The organism is Daejeonella sp. JGW-45, assembly GCF_029360805.1.
GTDB lineage: Bacteria > Bacteroidota > Bacteroidia > Sphingobacteriales > Sphingobacteriaceae > Daejeonella.
Genome location: NZ_JARKNC010000001.1, coordinates 141,933 through 163,717, shown reverse-complemented (window position 1 = coordinate 163,717; position 21,785 = coordinate 141,933). Strand labels below are relative to the sequence as shown.

At 44.3% G+C, this 21,785-nt stretch carries 20 protein-coding genes; 8 read left to right on the top strand and 12 right to left on the bottom strand.

From position 1 onward, the window contains the following. Positions 1–10 precede the first annotated feature (10 nt). Genes cysS through mutL form a run of 5 tightly spaced genes read right to left on the bottom strand, consistent with a single transcriptional unit; the run spans position 11 to position 6,091 of the window. Entirely contained in the window at positions 11–1,474 is a 1,464-nt protein-coding gene (gene cysS / locus P2W76_RS00730) for a cysteine--tRNA ligase (protein ID WP_276345523.1), read from the bottom strand. Positions 1,475–1,520: 46 nt separating this feature from the next. Next, positions 1,521–2,645, bottom strand: coding sequence for an endonuclease/exonuclease/phosphatase family protein (locus tag P2W76_RS00725; protein WP_276345522.1), 1,125 nt, complete (start codon positions 2,643–2,645; stop codon positions 1,521–1,523). Further along, positions 2,645–3,493 carry a rhomboid family intramembrane serine protease gene (locus P2W76_RS00720; RefSeq protein ID WP_276345521.1) on the bottom strand — a complete coding sequence of 283 codons (849 nt, stop codon included), beginning with the start codon at positions 3,491–3,493 and terminating at the stop codon, positions 2,645–2,647. Before P2W76_RS00720 ends, P2W76_RS00725 begins: the two co-directional genes overlap by 1 nt. Next, entirely contained in the window at positions 3,486–4,223 is a 738-nt protein-coding gene (locus P2W76_RS00715) for a rhomboid family intramembrane serine protease (protein ID WP_276345520.1), read from the bottom strand. Before P2W76_RS00715 ends, P2W76_RS00720 begins: the two co-directional genes overlap by 8 nt. A 14-nt stretch (positions 4,224–4,237) precedes the next feature. Further along, positions 4,238–6,091 carry a DNA mismatch repair endonuclease MutL gene (mutL, locus tag P2W76_RS00710; protein WP_276345519.1) on the bottom strand — a complete coding sequence of 618 codons (1,854 nt, stop codon included), beginning with the start codon at positions 6,089–6,091 and terminating at the stop codon, positions 4,238–4,240. 161 nt (positions 6,092–6,252) lie between these two features. On the opposite strand from mutL, the gene P2W76_RS00705 reads away from it, so the two are divergent. Beyond that, positions 6,253–7,878, top strand: coding sequence for an amidohydrolase (locus tag P2W76_RS00705; RefSeq protein WP_276345518.1), 1,626 nt, complete (start codon positions 6,253–6,255; stop codon positions 7,876–7,878). 104 nt (positions 7,879–7,982) lie between these two features. Further along, positions 7,983–9,116, top strand: coding sequence for an N-acetyl-alpha-D-glucosaminyl L-malate synthase BshA (gene bshA, locus P2W76_RS00700; protein WP_276345517.1), 1,134 nt, complete (start codon positions 7,983–7,985; stop codon positions 9,114–9,116). Between the two features lie 226 nt (positions 9,117–9,342). On the opposite strand, the gene P2W76_RS00695 is transcribed toward bshA, so the two are convergent. Continuing rightward, entirely contained in the window at positions 9,343–10,290 is a 948-nt protein-coding gene (locus P2W76_RS00695; protein WP_276345516.1) for an FKBP-type peptidyl-prolyl cis-trans isomerase, read from the bottom strand. Positions 10,291–10,342: 52 nt separating this feature from the next. Next, positions 10,343–11,353, bottom strand: a complete 1,011-nt coding sequence (locus P2W76_RS00690; RefSeq protein WP_276345514.1) for a DHH family phosphoesterase — start codon at positions 11,351–11,353, stop codon at positions 10,343–10,345. A 119-nt stretch (positions 11,354–11,472) separates the two neighbouring features. On the opposite strand from P2W76_RS00690, the gene P2W76_RS00685 reads away from it, so the two are divergent. Further along, positions 11,473–11,892, top strand: a complete 420-nt coding sequence (locus tag P2W76_RS00685) for a nucleoside-diphosphate kinase (protein WP_276345513.1) — start codon at positions 11,473–11,475, stop codon at positions 11,890–11,892. Positions 11,893–11,952: 60 nt separating this feature from the next. Next, the gene (locus tag P2W76_RS00680; protein ID WP_276345512.1) at positions 11,953–12,144 is read left to right on the top strand and encodes a hypothetical protein; all 192 of its coding nucleotides are present in this window, start codon (positions 11,953–11,955) and stop codon (positions 12,142–12,144) included. A 47-nt stretch (positions 12,145–12,191) separates the two neighbouring features. Here the strand turns inward: P2W76_RS00680 and P2W76_RS00675 are convergent, their stop codons facing one another. Both P2W76_RS00675 and recF read right to left on the bottom strand, forming a co-directional pair. Beyond that, a complete protein-coding gene (locus P2W76_RS00675) occupies positions 12,192–12,482 on the bottom strand; it encodes a DUF721 domain-containing protein (RefSeq protein ID WP_276345511.1) in 291 nt (96 codons plus the stop codon). A 155-nt stretch (positions 12,483–12,637) separates the two neighbouring features. After that, positions 12,638–13,744, bottom strand: coding sequence for a DNA replication and repair protein RecF (gene recF, locus P2W76_RS00670; protein ID WP_276345510.1), 1,107 nt, complete (start codon positions 13,742–13,744; stop codon positions 12,638–12,640). Positions 13,745–13,916: 172 nt separating this feature from the next. Here recF and P2W76_RS00665 point away from each other — a divergent pair, with 172 nt between their 5' ends. The 3 genes from P2W76_RS00665 (at position 13,917) to ytxJ (ending at position 15,839) form a co-directional block, all read left to right on the top strand. Beyond that, on the top strand, positions 13,917–14,600 hold the full coding sequence (locus P2W76_RS00665; protein ID WP_276345509.1) for a tetratricopeptide repeat protein: 684 nt from the start codon (positions 13,917–13,919) through the stop codon (positions 14,598–14,600). Between the two features lie 60 nt (positions 14,601–14,660). Continuing rightward, the gene (gene ribH / locus P2W76_RS00660) at positions 14,661–15,152 is read left to right on the top strand and encodes a 6,7-dimethyl-8-ribityllumazine synthase (RefSeq protein WP_276345507.1); all 492 of its coding nucleotides are present in this window, start codon (positions 14,661–14,663) and stop codon (positions 15,150–15,152) included. A gap of 351 nt (positions 15,153–15,503) precedes the next feature. Continuing rightward, positions 15,504–15,839, top strand: coding sequence for a bacillithiol system redox-active protein YtxJ (gene ytxJ, locus P2W76_RS00655; RefSeq protein ID WP_276345506.1), 336 nt, complete (start codon positions 15,504–15,506; stop codon positions 15,837–15,839). An 88-nt stretch (positions 15,840–15,927) separates the two neighbouring features. On the opposite strand, the gene P2W76_RS00650 is transcribed toward ytxJ, so the two are convergent. Beyond that, entirely contained in the window at positions 15,928–16,332 is a 405-nt protein-coding gene (locus P2W76_RS00650) for an OsmC family protein (RefSeq protein WP_276345505.1), read from the bottom strand. Positions 16,333–16,483: 151 nt separating this feature from the next. Here P2W76_RS00650 and lipA point away from each other — a divergent pair, with 151 nt between their 5' ends. Then, a complete protein-coding gene (gene lipA / locus P2W76_RS00645; protein ID WP_276345504.1) occupies positions 16,484–17,362 on the top strand; it encodes a lipoyl synthase in 879 nt (292 codons plus the stop codon). On the opposite strand, the gene P2W76_RS00640 is transcribed toward lipA, so the two are convergent. Further along, positions 17,359–18,855: an NAD(P)H-hydrate dehydratase gene (locus tag P2W76_RS00640; protein ID WP_276345503.1), complete on the bottom strand. Its 1,497-nt coding sequence runs from the start codon at positions 18,853–18,855 to the stop codon at positions 17,359–17,361. The genes lipA and P2W76_RS00640 overlap by 4 nt on opposite strands. A gap of 29 nt (positions 18,856–18,884) precedes the next feature. Further along, positions 18,885–21,731, bottom strand: a complete 2,847-nt coding sequence (gene uvrA, locus P2W76_RS00635) for an excinuclease ABC subunit UvrA (protein WP_276345502.1) — start codon at positions 21,729–21,731, stop codon at positions 18,885–18,887. Positions 21,732–21,785 lie beyond the last annotated feature (54 nt).

Here is a 21,785-nt window from a genome sequence, read left to right as displayed (position 1 = left end):
GATCTTTCAATTAAACCCGGTTCCAGGTTGTTACATTTTCTTTATTATCCTTCAACTGTATTCCTAAGGAGTTGAGTCCTATTCGGATTTTATCAGAGGTCGCGTAGTCCTTATTGAATTTTGCTTCACTTCGCAGGCCAATAATGAAATCCATAAGCTTGGCCAGGTCGTCAGTCTGCGTGGTTTCTTCTTTTAATCCCAGCACATCCAGAACGAAGCTGTCCATAAGTTTTTTCAGGTTGTCTATGTCTGACTGGGTTGCCGACAATTTACCGTCATAAATGCTGTTAATCAGATGTACCGCCTCGAAAAGCTCGGCTATAAGAACAGGGCTGTTGAAATCATCGTTCATTGCATCGTAGCAGCGGCGTGAAAGATCATCGATATTCATTTGTGAAACCGGGGAAGCTATTAATTTCTCAAGCAGGCCGTAAGCGTTCATCAGGCGTTTGAATCCTTTGTCGGATGCTTCGAGCGCTTCATTTGAAAAGTCGAGCGTGCTTCTGTAATGTGCCTGCAGCATAAAGAACCGGACAGACATAGGAGAAAAGCCCCGGCTTAACAATTCATGATTTCCGGTGAAAAGCTCACCAGGCAGAAAGCCGTTTCCTTTCGACTTGGACATCCGGGCGCCGTTTACCGTCAGCATGTTAGTGTGCATCCAATATTTTGCTGGCTGAACCTGGTTGCAGGCCTGAGACTGCGCTATCTCGTTAGTATGGTGCGTTGCCGCGAGATCCATCCCCCCGCCATGTATATCGAAACTATCGCCGAGATATTTGCTGCTCATCGCAGAACACTCAATATGCCATCCAGGAAAGCCTACGCCCCATGGAGAGGGCCATCTCATAATATGTTCCGGCTTTGCTTTTAACCAGAGCGCGAAATCAAGCCGGCCACGTTTTTCATTCTGGCCTCCAAGCTCCCTGGTGTTTTCCAGGAGGTCGTCGAGCTGCCTGTTTGTCAATATGGTATAGTTATATTCGCGGCAATATTTTTCCACGTCAAAATAAACTGTTCCTTCAACCTCGTAAGCATATCCGTTGGCAATGATCTGTTTGATCATCTCTATCTGTTCAATGATATGACCGGTGGCCGTGGGCTCAATCCCGGGAGGAAGAGCATTGAAAAGCCGCATGACGTCATGGAAGCCAATGGTATATTTCTGAACTATTTCCATTGGTTCAAGCTGCTCAAGCTTAGCTTTTTTTGCGAATTTATCATCACCCTCGTCCATATCACCCTCCAGGTGGCCGGCATCGGTAATGTTGCGGACATATCGTACTTTATAACCCAAATGAAGCAGATAGCGGTATATCAGGTCGAATGAAACAAAAGTCCGGCAATTACCTAAATGTACATCGCTATATACCGTCGGGCCGCACACATACAATCCGACCAGGGGCGGATTAACAGGTTCAAACTTTTCCTTTGTTCTTGTAAGGGTATTATAAATGACCAGGTTGCTATCCATGCTGCAAACATAAATATTGGAAATCGATTTTCAGGATTTCAGGCGCTTATTTTAATTCAAGATCAGTCCTGACAGGGTAATGATCGGATAATTTCTTTTTCACGATCAGATAGTTTTTGACAGTAAATTCGGGTGATGCAAGGATATAATCAATCTGGAAATTGGGAAATTCTCCATTGTAGGTTATCCCAAAACCACTGCCTTTTTCACTGAAGCTGTTCTGAAGATCTTTCGAAATTGTTTTTACCGTATAGGACACCGGTGTATCGTTGAAATCGCCAGCTATAAGATATGGTGTTTTACAACTGTCCAAAGCATGTGTGCGTAGTATGTTTACCTGATTGGCACGCTTTTCAAATGCCTTCTTCAGCCGGCTGCCGATCTTGCGTGATGATTCCACATCTGTATCAATTTCCTTCGTGACCTTCTTTAAGTACTGATAATCTTCCGGTTGAAAACTGATTGATTGGAAATGCACGTTGTAAACCCGGAATACTTTTCCCCGAATTTTGATATCGGCATACACCGCTTCATTCCAGTTCATCGTCCTGGCAAACAGAACCTTGCCGGTATTAATAATAGGATATTTAGAAAATATTGCCGTACCCGTTGCTTCGTACCCGTTGTCCGTTGTAGGCTTAAAATAATAATAATTGCTGTTTAGTATTTCCGGTACCAGTTTACGGAAGTTATATTCTCCCCGCTGCCGTGAAAAGAACTCCTGAAAGCACAGCACATCGGGTTGTTCCTTTCTGATGATGTCAAGAATCTGGTCTTTCGTAAATTTGTCGTTTTTGTCGCCAAACTGTTTGAAATTATGAACATTATAGGTGAGGACTCTTATAAAGCTTTCAGAAGATTTTGGGACCATAATCCCCGAACTTTCCCGGAAGCCGATATAGGCAGTCAGAACATTCCAGCCAGCGAGGACAGTTATTGTGGAGAGAAGAGCATACCTTGGGAAGCTTATCAGCCAGTAAACAATAAAAAGTGCGTTAACCAACAATATAGCCGGGTAGGCCAGCCCGAAAAAGGCAGGGATCCAAAATGTATTGGGGTTGATGTACGATGCTGCATACGCCAGGAGCAGGGAGATCACAGCCAGCACATTTGCAACAAGTACGAGCTTGTTGAAAAGATGTAAACCTGCTCTCTTTTTTTTTCTGCGCATTATTTTTTGCTGGCTTTAAATAGCTGTTCCTTCTCTTCTTTTGTCAGGCTGTCGTATCCTGATTGTGAAATTTTATCGAGTATCCTGTCGATGACCTCCTGGTCAGGAAGTGCTGACTGGGTCGGGCCAGATCTCTTATTCTTTAACACCTGGAGCCGGCTCTTTCGTTTAAACATATTACTGAGATCAGTTCCGCGGTTTAACAGCTGAATATACATAAAACCTAGTAAGGCACCACCAATGTGAGTGAGACTGCCCCCTGGTTCGGAGCCGATACCAATCAGATCAAGAACGAAATACGCTAAGGCCAGGTATTTTAATTTTACATTGCCAAGAAACAGAAGGCGGATGGTGAAATTCGGGACAAGGGTAGCGGTAGCCACGACAACGGCCATTACACTTGCAGAAGAGCCAAGCAGGATTGAGTTTTCAACGGTTCCCCTAAATACGGGGAGGAGATTGAATGCCAGTAAATATAGTACTGCACCCATAATTCCTCCGGCCAGGTAGGTGAAAATGAATTGACGCTTGTTTAGAAAGTCAAGGAAAATTAAACCCAGCCAATAAAGCCACAGCATGTTAAACAGCAGATGGAAGAAGCCTCTCTGGGTGAACATGTAAGAAAGGATAGTCCAGAACCTATATGGAAGTAATTCATAATAGGCAGGCATAGAAAGCATGGAGGTCAGCCAGTCGGCGCCCGCACCGCTGCCGCCTGTCAGAAATTCACCCGCAGCTAAAAGGTTAATGGCTACAAATACGATTACGTTTATCCCAATAAACAGGAAGAGCGGGTTTCCTGATTGGAATACCTTGTAATATAATTCGCTGAAAAGAGATTTATTCATAGAAACGGTCGTTGCGGCGGAGGCCCCATAGTTTTACTAAGATAAACCCAAATAAAGCTCCGCCCAAATGTGCAAAGTGGGCTACGGAGTCTCCCTCTGCTTGTTTTACACCTAAGAATAGTTCTAAAAGTATATACGCAGGAATGATGTATTTAGCCTTAATGGGGACCGGAATAAACATAATCATCAGTTCTACATTCGGGAACAATACAACGAATGCTATTAATAACCCAAAAACTGCACCTGATGCACCAACCATCGTCGAAGCATACACGCCGCCCAGCTTTGCTACCTGGTCGGGATTGAGCACCTGCGGGTTGTATGACATGGCGCCTGTAACTTTGTCGATCACGAGCAGGCCATTGTGGGTAAAGCTTCCCGTTACGCTGTACACTTCGAGTCCCTGAACCATCATCTGTAGAGCAAGAGCGCCCAGCCCCGTCAGCAGGTAAAAGTTAAGGAATCGTTTGGAGCCCATTACATACTCCAGGGTGGTTCCGAAAGAATATAAGGCGAACATGTTAAACATAATATGGAATAGCGACTGGTGGCTATGCATAAACATATAGGTTACCACCTGCCAGATCCGGAAATCAGGACTGTCAAAGTAGTGTACCCCAAGCAGATTCGTCATTTCCTGCGCGCCAAACATCATCATGGCGATATAAAATATGACATTGATGATAAGCAGGTTCTTGACTACAGGGGGGATATTAGCAAGTGGATTCATAATGCAGTTCAGTGCTATTTTTCAAATCGTTGTGTTAGTTCTTCTATCGTAAAGGTGCTTATTACCGGCTTTCCGCTCAACGATGTATTAGGTGTTTCGCACGCAAAAAGCTCGTCAATAAGAATATTCATTTCTTCGCCCGAGAGCGCTGTCCCTGCTTTTATTGCTGTATTACGTGCCAATGCGCGTGCCAGACTGTCCCTTTTATTTAATTTCAGGGCACTTTGATTATTTTTAAAGCCTTCAATAAGATGTTCAAGCATTTCCACTTCGCTGATGTTGGGTCCGATATCAGCAGGAATGCCCTCGATGATTACGGTGTTTTTACCAAACTCCCTGATCTGGAATCCGAGAGACTGTATATCAGGCAGGAGATCTTTAACCAGTTCGAGATCAGAGCCATTCAGCGTAACGGTTTGCGGGAACAGGCTCTGCTGGCTTGCCCCCTGCCTGCTTTCAAGCTGCTGGGCGAAGCGCTCGTAAAGGATTCTCTCGTGAGCCGCCTGCTGGTCAATAAGCATAAACCCCGATTTGATTTGCGAGATGATAAAACGATTGTGCAGTTGAAAGATCTGTTTTCCTGACGACTGCAGGCTTTGATTTTCAATTTCTACATCACGGTGTCCGGGTAAGTTGAATTTCTCCTGCCTGGATTCGGGTTGGACGATCTCGTAAAGTGAGCCCCAGTTTTTTGCGACACTTTGTCTTTCTTCCCCGGTACTTCTCAGGAACGGGATCTTACGTTCGTTCCTTGCGGGGCTGAAGGGATTAAAGTTGGGGTTAAAGCTTATTTGTGGTGGCACTATATCTTCCTGTGCTTTGGGCGTTATCATCTGGCTGAAGCCAGTTTCCTGGTTAAAGTCTAAAGTAGGGCTTATATTGTATTTACCAAGCGACCGTTTTACGGCCGAGCGGATAATCGCGTACATCGCCTTTTCATCCAGATACTTTATTTCAGTTTTTGTGGGATGCACATTGATGTCGATGTTAGACGGATCGATATCGATAAACAAAACATACAGCGGATAACTATCCGGTGCAAGCACTTCTTCGTAAGCGTTTAACACGGCGTGATTAAGATAGGGATCACGGATATAACGGTTGTTAACAAAGAAAAACTGTTCGCCTCTGGTTTTCTTCGCAAATTCAGGCTTGCCTATATAACCCTTAAGCTCAATGATGCTTGTAGCCTCTTCTACCGGAACCAACTTTTGGTTGTAAGCATTGCCGAAAAGGTGGATAATCCGCTGTTTTAAACTTCCCGGCGGCAGGTGGTAAACTTCGTTGTTGTCATGATGCAGGGTGAAGAATATTTGGGGGTTAGCTAGTGCCACCCGCTGGAATTCGTCGTTAATATGACGCATTTCGACGGGGTTGCCCTTTAGGAAGTTTCTCCGGGCGGGTGTATTGTAAAAGAGATTCTTAACGCTGATACTTGTTCCCGGCGTCGAAGAAACCGGCTCCTGGCTTAAAACCTCAGAACCCTCGATCCGGACGCAGGTGCCAAGCTCGTCTTCATGCCGGCGGGTTTTTAATTCCACCTGCGCAATAGCTGCTATTGAAGCCATTGCCTCTCCCCTGAAACCCATCGTGCGGATGGCAAAGAGATCTTCTGCCTTACGGATCTTCGAAGTAGCGTGCCGCTCAAAACACATACGTGCATCGGTAATGCTCATGCCGCAGCCGTTGTCAATTACCTGGATTAGAGATTTACCAGCATCTTTTACGATGACCTGAATCTTATCTGCACCTGAATCAACAGCATTTTCAATCAGTTCCTTAAGAGCCGATGCGGGTCTTTGCACTACCTCTCCCGCTGCAATTTGATTGGCAACAGAATCAGGTAAGAGCTGTATTATATCAGACAAATTATTCCTCTTTGATTTTATGGTTATTATCTTCTGGTCAGCCATGCCGATACTGAAGGGTCTTCAAACGATCTGACCGGCTGATTTCAGAGTCTAAAGATAAGGTGTTTTAATCTTTTCTCGTCGGGATAGTTATATTTACGGTTTCAATCCCAATTTTCATGAGAAATTATCTTCTGCTATTAAGTGTTTATTTCTTATACGCTTGTAACAGCCAGCAAAAGGCCGATCTTATAGTCCACAACGCAAAAGTTTACACTGTCGACGAAAAATTCTCTGTCGCTGAGGCGTTCGCTGTGAAGGACGGGAAGATCCTCGAAGTAGGAACTTCCGCCGATTTGCTTGGGAAATACTCGGGAGAGAAGATCGATGCCGGCGGTAAGGCTGTTTACCCGGGATTTATTGATGGACATTCGCATTTTTATTCCTACGGCGAGGGTCTGCAAAACGTGGATTTGACCGGCACTAAAAGCTGGGAGGAAATATTAGGCAGGCTGCTGGCCTTCTCAAAAGAAAATAGCCAGGGATGGATAGTTGGGAATGGCTGGGACCAGAATGACTGGGAAGTAAAGGATTTTCCTGATAACCAAAAACTCAATGAGTTGTTTCCGGACCGGCCGGTAATGTTGTCGCGCGTAGACGGGCACGCTTCAATTGCAAATAAGGCGGCTCTTGACCTGGCTGGCGTAAAGCCGGGCCAGGTAGTTAGCGGCGGTGAAGTAGAAACTATTGATGGTAAGCTTACAGGTATTTTAGTTGATAATGCCGAACGCCTGGTATATTCCAAAATTCCTGATTCGGGGAAGGAGCAAATCGAAAAAGCGCTTTTGGATGCTCAGAAGAATTGCTTTGCGGTAGGGCTGACAACCGTGACGGACTGCGGAATAGGCCACCAGCTTGTGGGAACCCTGGAACAGATGCAAAAGGATGGTAAGCTTAAAATGCGGGTGTACGGGATGCTGTCTGACAATAAAGCCAATATTGATTATTTGTTCAAACGGGGCGCTGTCAAGACTGACAGGCTGAACGTAAGATCTTTCAAAGTATTTGCAGATGGTGCGCTGGGATCAAGAGGTGCTTGCTTGTTGGAGCCCTATAGCGACAAGCCCTCGTCTTCAGGTTTTCTGTTAAGGGATAAGCAGCATTATACCGAGCTTGCTCAGCAGCTGGCCAGTAAAGGATTCCAAATGAATACCCATGCTATAGGCGACTCGGCAAACCGGGAAATACTGAATGTGTATGCAAAGGTACTTAAGGGTAAAAACGACCAGAGATGGAGGATAGAGCACGCGCAGGTAATTAACAAGGCAGATTTCAGGCTGTTTGGCGAGAATAACGTAATACCATCTGTGCAGAGCACTCATGCCACGTCTGATATGTACTGGGCTGGCGAGCGGCTTGGTCCTGAGCGCGTAAAAGGAGCTTATGCTTTTAAACAGCTGCTGGACCAGAACGGCTGGATCGTTCTTGGAACCGATTTTCCTGTCGAGAACATTAACCCCATGTATACATTTTATGCCGCAGTAGTAAGGAAAGATATGAAGGGGTATCCTGCGGAAGGTTATCAGGTTGAGAACGCCCTGAGTCGCGAGGAGGCAATACGCGGAATGACGATATGGGCGGCCAAAGGAAACTTTGAGGAGAAGGAAAAGGGCAGTATTGAAAAGGGCAAGTTCGCAGATTTTGTCATCCTTGAGCAGGATATCATGCACGCGGATGGCAGCAGCTTATTCGATGTGAAGGTTTTAAAGACCTTTGTAAACGGAGAGAATGTTTATTCCCGGTAGGAAGATGCCTGATTAATTCTGATGTGTGTTAATTCTTTGCTCACATACAGCATTCTTACATAATATTAACACTTATCTCCTTTTATTCAATTTACTTTGCATCAATGAAAATTGGAATTGTATGTTATCCCACTTTTGGAGGTAGCGGGGTTGTAGCTACGGAGCTAGGTAAGGCATTGGCAGATAATGGCCACCAGGTGCATTTCATTACCTACCGGCAGCCTGCGCGGTTGGATTTTTTCTCTGCTAACCTGTTTTATCACGAGGTTTCCGTTTCTAATTATCCACTGTTTGATTATCCGCCATATGAACTGGCCCTTGCGAGCAAGCTGGTCGATGTGGTAAGGTTTGAAAAATTGGACCTGCTGCATGTTCATTATGCTATTCCGCATGCCTCGGCAGCTTTTATGGCTAAGCAGATACTTGCCACTTATGGCATTCATGTGCCGGTTGTAACAACCCTGCATGGAACCGATATCACTTTAGTGGGAAAAGATCCTACGTATAAGCCTGTAGTAACTTTCTCAATCAACCAGTCTGACGGCGTAACAGCAGTTTCCGAGGACCTTAAAGACGATACCTACAAGCATTTTGATATTTGCAAGGACATTAAAGTGATTCCGAACTTCATTGATATGAGCCGGTTCAGCCTCAAGGCCAAAGATCACTTTAAAATTGCCATAGCGCCTAATAATGAACGTATCATTATCCATACCTCCAACTTCAGAAAGGTAAAACGTACTCAGGATGTGATACATATCTTCGAGAAGATTCAAAAGGAGATCCCCTCGAAGCTGTTAATGGTGGGCGACGGACCCGACCGCGTGTATTGTGAACAATTATGCCGCGATCTTGAGATTTCTGAGAACGTACGGTTTTTAGGAAAACAGGATGCGGTGGAAGAAATACTTTCGGTGTCAGACCTGTTTATCATGCCTTCCGAGTCAGAGAGCTTTGGGCTGGCCGCCTTAGAGGCTATGGCTTGCAAAGTTCCTGTCATTACATCAAATGCCGGCGGTTTGCCGGAGTTAAATATAAATGGCGTAACTGGTTTTATGGATAATGTAGGAGATATCGATGCAATGGCCGAGCATTCGATCTATATCCTAAAGGATGATAAGCGCTTGGCTGAGTTCAAAGAAGGAGCATTGAAACGTGCGCATGAATTTGACCTGGGATTAATATTACCGATCTACGAGGAGTATTACCGGGAAGTGATCGAACAATTCAAATCCTGATTCAGACATTTTGATCATTGATTGAAGCCCTCTGTTGCAAGTAATGTCCACGTGCGACGTTTCGGGTTGAACAGAGATATAATTAAAGTCACACCGCTTGGCAATAGTTGTGGGCACATGGTAGCTATGCAATGAGAGCGGGGCTCGCACCTCGCCACAGATAATTCAAATACAAAAAAGCCCTTCCAGAATTTCTGAAAGGGCTTTTTTGTATAGTTATGTGTGCTTATTGCTGTGGTGGAGCAGGTATCATTGCTGATCCGGGTTTTGCAGGAATGATATTAACCATTTCAATTTCAAATACCAGCGGAGTGAACGGCGGAATACCCTGGTTGCCTTGTTCGCCATATGCGAGCTGTGAAGGCAGGATCAATGTTGCTTTACCACCTTTAGGAAGCAGCAATAAACCTTCTTCAAATCCAGGAATAGAGCCCTGTAATCCGACCGGCATTTTAAGCGGTTCGTACGGACGTTGCGGATTGAAGGTGCCGCTTTTCTTGGCAACATCTGCCAGGCTGCTGTCAAACACCTTTCCGCTTAGGAAAGATCCGGTATAATTTACAACGATGGTATCGCCGGGATTAGCTTTAGGACCACTGCCTGGTTTTGAGATAACATAGTTTAATCCTGAAGGACTAACTGTTGTTTTCAGGCCTTTGGCAGAAACGTATGATTTGATCTTCGCACCTTCGCTGCTTTTTGCCTTATCCATTTCGGCTTTCAGGAATTCGTCGATCTTTGTACGGAAAATGCTATCGGTTAAATTGCCTTTAGGGATAACTTTATCAATTTTAAGAGTATATACCAAATACTTAGCGGTTGTATCAGCAGGCTGAGGACGCCCCATTTTTAAGACCATTGAATCAACATTAAGCTTAAACGTTGCACTGTCGCCCTCACTTAAAAGACCCAGAGCAGCAGCAAAATCTCCCTTAAAGATCGATTTTTCCTTAACAGTTAATGAAGGGCGGTCATAATCGTATGAACTGTATAATACGGAATCGCCTTCCGTTTTCTCAATCACCCCAAAAACTACAAAGTCGCCCTCTTTGATCGTTTCGCCACCCTTGTCGGTGTGGATCTTATAGAGCATATCACCCTCACCTTTTTCAAAATTATTACAGCCGGTTAATGCCGTTGCTGCAATACCTAATACGATTACTAATTTCTTCATTGTGTTTAGTCGTTATTAATTGTTTTTGTTTTCTGCTGTTATTTACAATGTCTTATTGTATCAATAATGCTTTATATTCGGGTAAGATACTGTTAAATTTTTGTCTGACAACATCTATGGGTTCATCAGAGAAGCCTCCCGCCGCATTCCTGTGTCCGCCGCCATTAAAATATTTCTTGCAGATCTCGTTAGCAGGGAAATCGCCGGTAGATCTGAGAGATAACTTTACCTTGTCCTTGCGTTCGATAATCAGGGCAGCCAAACGAATGCCATTGATAGAAAGAGCATAATTGACGATACCCTCGGTATCGCCGGTGGTGATATTGAACCGGTCTAGATCTTCACTATGGATGACGATAATAGCGGCATTAAATTCCGGAAAAACTTCCAGTTTATTAAGGAGGACGTGTCCCAGAAAACGCAACCTGCTTTCTGCGAAATTATCGTACACCAGCTGATGGATTCTGGAGTTTTCTGCGCCATGTTGTATCAGGTCGGCAACGATGTGATGAACGGCGGCGGTAGTTGTGGGGAAGCGAAAAGAACCTGAATCGGTCATGATGCCGGTATACAGGCAAGTTGCAACATCCTTGTTGATCAGTCCTTCTTCACCCATGATGTTTACTATAAAATCATAGATGAGTTGGGCAGTTGCACACGCGTTAATGGTCCAATGGCGGTAATCATCAAATCCTTCGGGTTCCAGATGGTGATCGATCATCACCTTAACGGCTTTCGACGCCCTCACAAATTCACCCAGTTCATTTATCCGCGATAAGGCGTTAAAATCCAGGCAAAATATTATGTCGGCCTGTGCTACCAGTTCTTGGGATTCCGCCGGTTTATCTGTGTAAATGATCACATCGGGGTTATTCGGCAGCCACTGCAGGAATACCGGGTAATCCGTAGGAGTAATCACCCGTACATGATGTCCTTTTTGGATCAGATAGTTGTATAAGCCCAGGGATGAGCCCATAGCATCACCGTCCGGCTTGTGATGTGTTGTAATCACAATGTGCTTTGGCTCAACTAATAACTCTTTAAGAGGGGCTAATTCTGACATGTAAATAAAAAAGGAAATGCAAAGCTATCAAAATTACTGATTTCATACAGCTCATTTTGGAAAATCCTTTAGCCTTTGATTTATTAGCAGTACTTTTGCAGCAAATTTGAAATACCAAAATGGCAACGAACAGAACTTTTACTATGATTAAGCCCGATGCTGTAGCCAATGGCCACACCGGAGCTATTTTAGATGATATGATTAAGGGAGGCTTTAAAGTTATTGCTTTAAAATACACCCGCTTAAGCGATGAGATTGCGGGCCAGTTCTACGGCATTCACCGTGAGCGCCCGTTTTTTAAGGATCTTGTCAGCTTTATGTCGTCAGGACCTATTGTAGCGGCAATCCTTGAGAAGGACAATGCGGTAGAAGATTTTCGTAAGCTGATTGGCGCGACTGACCCGTCAAAGGCAGAACCGGGAACTATCCGTAATAAATACGCAAAATCGATCGATGCAAATGCAGTTCACGGATCGGATTCTGACGAAAACGCAGAACTGGAAGGAAGCTTCTTCTTTACAGCATTCGAACGTTTCTAAGAACAAAACACATCGTCACGGAACAGCTGGCCTTTCCGTGACGATTTCTTCCCAATGCCTATGAAGATCTATCAACCCCGTTTTGTCATCTTTTTTCTTGTGATGCTTATCGTGCCAGGAATGATCTCATACATTGGAGGCTGGGATACAAAACTTGACAGACTTTTTGTTCTCAAGGCCTTTTCAATAGCCTGTTTTATGACCGTACTGTATTACCTCTTGTTGAAGAACGGGTTGGGCAGATCGAAGTGATCAGTGATCAGTAACCAGTAACCAGTAACCAGTAATCAGTATGAGAGCTAGAGCAGGACGATATCGTCGATAATATTACTTCCCGCTTTTTCGTTCATTTTCTCGATAATGCTTGAGCGCATCATCATCAGGTCATTTCTTATCACAGCAGACTCCAGCCGGATAAACAATTTCCTGTCGCGTATGAAAATGTCTTTAGTGCGGTTCGCGACAGCCTTTCCCATCATCTCCGGCCAGGCGATGATAAGAGATGTTTCATCAAACTTGCGCCTCAGTTTATATACCTGTAGCATTTGTTCGATGGCCTCCTTGAGGGGTTTGTCATTTGTGCGGCCCATTTTTCGGTAATCGGTAATCGGTAATCGGTAATCGGTAATCGGTAATCGGTAATCGGTAATCGGTAATCGGTAATCGGTAATCGGTAATCGGTAATCGGTAATCGGTAACTTGTCAAGTTACGATTTTTTAGTTAGGTATGTTTGTTTTTCAGTTTTCAGTTTTCAATTTTCACCTCACCCTTCTCAACCTCAAAGATACTAACCTGAACCTTTAGATCCTTAAAAATACCCTCAACACGTTCCCGGCTTGTATCAGTAATGAATATTTGTCCGAAGTCTTTGTCGGAAACCATCTTCATTAGCTTGGTCGTACGTTTGTTATCAAGTTTGTCGAAGATATCATCCAGCAGGAGCAAAGGTTCAAAGCCTTTTTGCTGTTTTAAAAAAGAATATTGAGCCAGTTTCAGGGCTATTAGAAATGATTTCTGTTGTCCCTGCGATCCAAATTTCTTTAACTGCATACCATGTATCGTAAAGCTTAACTCGTCTTTATGGATGCCGCTCGTCGTTCTCTCCAACAAGCGGTCGCGTTCGAGGTTTCTTTTCAGCAAGCTCGTAAAATCATCATGTAATAGCGGCGAATCATAAACGAGCTCAACAGTTTCGACGTCCTCACTCAGGTAACTGTAATGTTTATTAAAAATATCCCGGAACTCCAGCATAAAAGCCTTGCGTTTTTCAAAGATATTTGTCCCGGAACCTATAAGGTTCTCGTTGTAGATCTCCATTAATGCCGGGTCATATCTGCCTGAGCTGCCTATCTGCCTCAATAAAGCATTTCGGTTCGCAAGGTTTTTATTATAGATGATCAGTTCGTCTAAATAAGAGCTGTCAGTTTGCGAGATCACATTGTCGATAAATTTTCGTCTTTCCTCACTTCCCTCGATGATCAGGCTGATATCATTGGGTGAGATCATGACGAGTGGGAAGGAGCCTATGTGGTCGGCGAGACGCTGATATTCTTTTTTGTTACGCTTAAAGACCTTTTTTTGAGCTTTCTTCAGCCCGCAATATATAACCTCGTTTTCTTTTTCCTTTTTGAACGTACCCTGGATCATGAACAGATCCTCACCCTGCCGTATCTGCTGGCTGTCTACCGGATTGAAATAACTCTTGCAAAGTGATAAATAATGTATCGCATCCAAAAGATTGGTTTTGCCAGCCCCGTTATCACCGGTAAACGCATTAACCGTTTTGGAAAAGCTTAACTCTGCTTCAGAATAATTCTTGAAATTTATAACAGATAATTTTTGAAGCCACATATCATTAGCAAACCCGTAGGCGATACCGCAAATTTAGTCTTTTCGCCGTCTTTTAGTCTTAAGAGCAAAAAAAATCGAATCTCACTGATTTAAAAGTTGATACTTACTCCGAAAAATGTATTTTTGCGGATAATTCGTTTCGGTGGAACGGATTTTTATTTTTAAACGGCAAATGTCAAAAACGCAAAAAGAAAACTTACCAGAAGCTGAAAACCCTCTTGGAAATACCGGCAAGTTTGTACAGGAAAATTTAAAAAGCTTAGCAGTAATAGGAATAGCCATTGTGGCCCTGATATTATTATATGTAGGGTATCTGAACTTTTACCTTGCTCCAAGGGCTGAGAAGGCTGCAAATGAAATGTTCAAAGCTGAAGAATATGCAGCTATTGATTCCCTGAATGATAAAGCCATCAACGGTGACGGATCTTATCCTGGCTTCGAGAAAATTGCCGAGGAATACTCAAACACTAAATCAGCAAATATTGCAAATGCATACCTTGGAGGCCTTTATCTTAAAAAAGGAGAATTCCAAAAAGCAGTTGATGTACTTGGAAAATACAGCAGCACAGGAAGTCCTGTAGTTGATCCGCTTGTCCTGGGTATGCTAGGTGATGCGTACAGCGAGCTTAAAGATTATAGCAAAGCGGTTACTTATTACAAGAAAGCAGCAGACAAGAATAAGAATTCGTTTACAAGCCCATTGTTTCTTAAGAAGCTGGGTCTGGTTTATGAAGAGCAAAAGGAGTTCAGCTCGGCTGCCGACGTTTACAAGAAGATCAAAACAGACTATTCTGACAGCTTTGAAGCATCGACTATCGATACTTATATAGCGCGTGCTGAGGCACAGTCTAAGTAATATAAATCATTTTAAGAGTGGTTGTCAGTGCCCGCTGACAGCCATTTGTTATTTAAAGCAATGGCTACACATTTAAAAGGCTTATCAGATTTCTCCCATATAGAAATACCCTCCGCGAAGGCGTTTAGGTTTGGAATAGTTGTCTCTCAATGGAATGCTGAAGTTACCGGCGCCTTGTACGAAGGGGCCTATTCGGCTCTGATCAAAAATGGAGCTGTAGCTGAAAATGTTATTGAAGTTCAGGTTCCCGGCAGCTTTGAACTAACCACAGGCGCTGATCTTCTGTTAGCTTCTAAAGATCTGGACGCAGTTATCTGTCTGGGATGTGTGATTCAGGGTGAGACACGCCATTTTGACTTTATCTGCAATGCTGTAGCCAATGGAATTACCCAGGTCTCAGTGAAGTACAACAGGCCGGTAATATTTGGCGTTCTTACTACCGACAATCTGCAGCAGGCTAAAGACAGGTCGGGAGGCAAGCACGGAAACAAAGGGGAGGAAGCAGCTGTCACTGCTATTATGATGGCTCAAATTAAGGCATCACTCGACTAATTGCATTTATATATAACTATTTTTACTGGATTTCGTATATTCATAAAACTGTACGCAGAAACAATGACAGCTGGAAAGCTTGTGCAAGCTTAATCGCCGTTAAACAACAAAACAACTGATGAAAAAAATAATTGTCGGCATTCTCGCTCTATTCTTAGTTACCTCCTTCCTGCAGGCGTGTTCCTCCAAATTATGCCCCGCCTACGGTACCTATCCTAAATCAAGACGCTAAATCAATCGTCCTTCACTACTTTATTTGACATCCGTATTATATCAATTTGATATGCGGAGTGTAATTTTGTGTCCTTAAATAATTTGTTTACTTCCCTTGGGATTTAATATTTGATATTAATGAATTGGATTCAATTAACTACGCTTGAGCAGTTGCAGGAAATCAAGAATGCACCGGGGTACTCCGCAATTTTCAAGCACAGCACCCGCTGTTCGATCAGTATGATGGCAAGAAAGAGGTTTGAGATAGACAGGGATGCCATTCCTGAAGGAACTCCCTTGTATTTCATCGATTTGATAGCCTATCGGGAAGTTTCCAATGCAACAGCCGAAATATTTCAGGTTCATCATGAGTCGCCTCAACTTCTTCTTATCAAAGATGGCGAGTGTATTTATGAAACATCGCACGGAGAGATCTCGGCTGAAGAAATGGCTGAGCAGATAGTTTTGGAATAGAAAATGGGGGAATAGGGAATAGGAAATAGAGAATAGGAAATAGAGAATGGCTTAAGTCTATTTCCCATTCTCCATTCCCCATTCCCTCTTAATAATTAAACGTCACATTCTGAACCAGATCCGGGTGCAGGCTCTTTGCTACCGGACAGGTCAGTGCCGACCGCTCCAGAATTGCTTTCTCCTTATCGGTGTAATTTCCCTTGGGGAAGTTTAACACTACCTGTATTTCACTGACGCGCCTTGGATCGGAGGCCATGATCTTAGTCAGAGAGCAGGTAGTTCCATCGATGTTTATTCCGTGTTCTCTTGCAGCGATTCCCATGATAGTCATCATGCAGCTTCCAAGAGAGGCAGTAAGAAGGTCTGAAGGAGAAAATGATTCTGCTTTGCCTTTGTTGTCAAGTGGAGCATCGGTAATTGTTTTGTTTCCTGAATAAACGTGGGTTGCTTCTGTTCTAAGCTCGCCGAGGTAGGTTGTTTCTATAGTTGCCATTGCTTTTTACTTATGTGATCAAAATTATAAAAAAAAGCAGTTAAACGTTGTACGTTTTACGTCTGGGGCGGATAGCGAGTTACTCATTTACAGCGTGTAGAAACTTACAACCTAAAACGTACAACGTACAACTTTTTCATATCTTTGTACCATGATCGATTTACCGGTTATTCCCGCCAATCAAATGCAGCGCAAGCCGGACTGGCTACGTGTTAAGCTTCCGGTTGGGAAAGAATATGCCCACGTTCGAAGTCTTGTAGATACCCATAAGCTTCATACGATTTGTGAAAGCGGAAACTGTCCGAATATGGGCGAATGCTGGGGCGCCGGTACTGCTACGTTTATGATCCTCGGGAATATCTGTACCCGCTCATGTTCTTTCTGCGCCGTTGCTACGGGCAGGCCTCTTGCTGTCGATACCGGTGAACCCGATCGTGTGGCTAATTCCGTGAAACTTATGCAGGTGAAGCATTGCGTGATCACATCGGTCGATCGCGATGACCTTAAAGACGGTGGCTCAACGGTCTGGGCTGAAACGATCAATGCAATTCGCCGCGAAAGTCCTGATACTACTTTGGAAACCTTACTTCCTGATTTCAGGGGGATTTGGGATAACCTTGATCGTGTTCTGGCTGTCCGGCCCGAGGTGGTTTCGCACAATCTGGAAACTGTGCGACGCCTGACCAAAGAGGTTCGTATACAAGCAAAGTACGATCGTAGTTTAGAATGTCTTCGCAGAATAAATCAAGCTGGCCTTAGAACCAAATCAGGTATTATGCTCGGGCTTGGAGAAACAGAGGAGGATGTTTTTGAAGCTATGCAGGATCTTCTTGATGCCGGCGTTCACATCTTAACCCTCGGCCAATATCTTCAGCCAACGAGAAACCATCATCCGGTGATCGATTGGATCACACCGGAGCAATTTGAGAAATACAAAGTGAGGGGACTGGAAATGGGATTCAAATATGTAGAAAGCGGACCTCTGGTTCGTTCCTCATACCACGCGGAGAAACATTTATTTGAATTTTAATAAAGTCCGTCAATAACAAACGGCAGTCTCTGTATCACGTGCCGGGGTGGTATACTGCTCATCCCTTCTTTTTTTAGTCCGTCTCCAGTTTTCCCATGTAAATAACAGGCCAGTATAGCCGCATCTTTTGCAGCATACCCTTGTGCCAGGAAAGCTGCGATCATTCCCGTAAGCACATCGCCCATTCCTCCAACAGCCATTGCCGGGTTACCTGTGGGATTAATAAGCACGTTTCCATCAGGCAATACAATAAATGAGTATTGATTTTTCAGGAGAATAATAATATTAAACTCAGAAGCCTTTTGACGTGCTGTTTCAACCCGTTCCCACCAGGAGCTATGCGGACCAAACATGCGGTCAAATTCTTTCATGTGTGGTGTAAGAATGCTCATAGCCGGGAGCTGACTGAATAGCTCCTGATGTCGGGAGAGGATGGTTAACGCATCTGCATCCAGGACCATAGGGTTTTGGTTGCCAGTGAGAACGTGTTTTAAAAGCTTAGTGGTTTCTTCATCATTTCCCAGTCCGGGGCCAAGGGCAATTGCTGAATAGTTTTCAAATGCGCCAGTTGGAATACTTTCGTTTCTGATAAGGGCCATGATCTCCGGAGAACGTGTATTTAATGCAATAAGCCCGCTCTCAGGAATACAGGCTGTAGTTAGACCGGCACCTGAATAAAGGCATGCATCGGCGCAAAGCAATGCTGCTCCCATTGTTTCTTTGCAGCCTGCAATGATCAATGCGTGGCCGTAGGTACCCTTATGACTGAAGGGCTTTCTGGGTTTTAAAACCATCCGGATATCCTTCTCTTCAATCAGCCTCCAATGAGAGGCCTGAGTTTGAATATATTTGTCGTCGAGTCCGATATTTACAGCTTTAAATCGTTCAAGAGCTTTTGAAGTTTCAGGAAAGAAGAAGTTGATCTTTGGGAGCTGAAAAGAAATGGCAAGTTCCGCTTTAATGGTGGTTGCATCGGGGTCAATTATACCTTCTGATTTTAAACCACTTGGTACATCTACAGAAATAATTTTCGCGCCAAGTGAATTAATGTTTTGTACAACTTGCTTCAACAATCGGTCCACGGGTTTATTGACACCTGAACCAAGTAATGCATCAATAATAACGTCTGGATTTTCGGGGAGGAGTTTCTCAGTGAAAGCGGAATCGTCTATCGCGACGTCCGTTTTTTTTAAACGTTCAAGGTTAGAATTGAAGTCATTGCTGACCCCCTTAGAAAATGGAATGATCTTTACTGAAATATTCTCGTAGCCATCCTGCCAAAGCAGGCGGGCAATCGCCAGGCCGTCGCCGCCGTTGTTTCGGGTACCGCAAAATATACTTATCAGCAGGTTTTTATCAGGAGCTTCCTTTTTAAACTCTTCAACGAAAGCAGATGAAGCAGCTTCCATCAGATCAAGCGAACTTATTAGTTTGGTGGAGATGGTGTGGGCGTCTGCTTTGCGAATCTGCTGTGAAGTGAGGAGGTTCTGCATAGAGCTAATATACTAATCGGTGACCGTAATTATTTCACCCCCATTTCAATCCCCAGATACTTTCCTGTATGACTTTTCTTAACCTTTACGAGATCTTCCGGGACACCTTCAAATAAGATCTCGCCGCCGCCAGATCCGCCCTCAGGTCCAAGGTCTATAACCCAATCTGCGACTTTGATCACATCCAGGTTGTGCTCAATCACCAGGATCGTATTGCCGTGATCAACCAGGCGGTTAAGCACCCCCAGCAGTACGTTGATATCTTCGAAGTGAAGCCCGGTAGTAGGTTCGTCGAGTATGTAGAATGTGTTGCCGGTGTCTTTTTTTGAGAGCTCCGTTGCCAGTTTCACACGCTGTGCTTCCCCGCCGGATAGAGTAGTTGAGGACTGTCCCAACCGGATATAACCTAAGCCAACATCCTGTAAGGTTTTTATCTTGCGATAAATTGACGGGATAGGTTCGAAGAATGCGACAGCATCTTCAATGCTCATGTCCAGTACATCGCTGATTGATTTTCCCCTGTAGCGAACTTCAAGCGTTTCACGATTGTATCTTTTTCCCCCGCATTCTTCACACGGCACCTGTACATCAGGAAGGAAATTCATTTCTATCAGCTTCATTCCCGCACCCTGGCAGGTTTCGCAGCGTCCGCCTTTTACGTTAAACGAAAACCGCCCTGGCTTGTATCCCCGGATCTTTGCCTCGGGCAGCATGACATACAGGTTCCTGATATCGGAGAATACTCCCGTGTAGGTTGATGGATTCGAACGGGGAGTGCGACCTATTGGTGTTTGATCGATTTCAATAACCTTGTCAATATGTTCAAGTCCCTCGATCTTTTTATAAGGCATCGGTTTTTTCTTTGCCCGAAAGAAATGATGATTTAAGATCGGGTATAATGTTTCCGCGATTAAAGTCGATTTACCGCTGCCAGAAACTCCGCTCACACAAATGAGTTTGCCCAGGGGAAATTCCACTGAAACATTTTTTAAATTATTACCGGTGACGTTTTTTAGCACAAGTGACTTACCGTTGCCGCTTCTTCTTTCCCCCGGGATTGCTATCTCCTTCTTACCGCTGATATAATCATTAGTAAGTGTCTTAGCTTTGGAGAATTCTTTCGGGGTTCCTTCACCCACAACCTCTCCGCCATGCTCGCCTGCAGCCGGCCCCATATCTATTACATGGTCTGCTTCCATGATCATATCCTTGTCGTGCTCGACAACGAGAACCGTGTTGCCGATATCCCTCAGGTTCTTCAGGGCTGCGATCAAACGCGCATTATCGCGCTGATGAAGGCCGATGCTAGGCTCGTCTAAAATGTAAAGAACATTTACAAGTTGTGAGCCGATCTGGGTTGCCAGCCTGATCCGTTGAGCTTCGCCGCCGGATAAGGTTTTAGCTGTCCTGTCGAGTGTCAAATAATTCAATCCCACGTCCAGCAGAAAACCAATGCGGGAGCGGATTTCTTTCAGGATCTCCCGGGCAATGGTATTTTGCCGTTCGCTTAACCGGGATTCAACATGCTCAAACCAGTTGTACAAGCTTGCTATATCCATGCAAGCCAGTTCATAGATATTCTTCTGATCTACCTTAATGTGAAGAGATTCTTTTTTCAGCCGCGCACCTTCGCATTCAGGGCACTTTTTCAGAGCACGGTAATTCTCCAGGTCTTCACCCACGTCGTCGCCCCTCCGTTCGGTCTGTTCCTCGAGCATCTTAATAATGCCGTCAAAAGAAATCTGATAGTTCTGAACGTTCCATTTATTGTATTCGACAGGAACCGTCACTATATCCGGAGAGCCATTCAGAATGATCTCAATGATGTCTTCAGATATCTTCTCCAGCGGTGTTGAGATGGAAAAGTTGTATTTTTTTGCAAGCGCCTTAAGGATCTGAAACACCCAGGTCTCACGATATTCGCCCAGGGGCGCCAGCCCGCCCTGCATGATACTAAGTTTTGGGTTGGGGATAACTGAATTCCTGTCTACCTCAAAAATATATCCCAGTCCGCTGCATCGCTCGCAGGCACCATACGGAGAATTGAATGAAAACGTATTTGGCTGAGGTTCATCATAAGATACCCCAGACACCGGATCCATCAGATATTTACTGTAGAAATATTCTTTGTTTTCTTTGTCGCTGATCTTGATAATGCCCTTGGAAACTTTAAGCGCTGACTGGATCGAATCATACAATCGCTTTTTGTCATTCTGACTGACGAGCAAGCGGTCGATAACCATCTCGATGTCATGGATCTTGTAGCGGTCGAGCTGCATTTTTGGGGTAATATCCAGGATCTCGCCGTCAACCCGCACCTTAAGATATCCTTGTTTCCGGATCTGCTCAAATAATTCCCGGTAATGGCCTTTACGCCCTTTAACCACGGGAGCCAGAATGTTTATGGCCTGATCGTTGAACTTCTCCTGAATGCTTTTCAGGATCTGGTCCTCGGTCATACGCTCCATTTTAAGCCCGCTTATATAAGAGTAAGCTTCGCCGGTACGGGCAAACAGAAGGCGCATAAAATCGTAGATCTCAGTAATAGTGCCTACGGTTGACCTAGGATTCTTACTGGTGGTCTTTTGCTCGATGGCAATCACCGGGCTTAAGCCCGAGATCTTATCAACATCCGGGCGCTCCATACCACCAAGAAACTGGCGGGAATAGGCACTGAAGGTTTCCATGTACCGGCGCTGCCCTTCAGCGTAAATAGTGTCAAAAGCAAGAGATGATTTTCCGCTGCCGCTCAGCCCGGTTATGACAACCAGTTTATTGCGTGGGAAGGAAACATCGATATTTTTTAAATTATGAACCCTGGCTCCAAAAACTTCAACTTCACTTTGCTCGCCAAGATCGGGGTTAGTTTTATTCATAGAAAGAATACTCGATCAAAATTTATACAAAGATGCGATTTTTTCTGCCAGGAA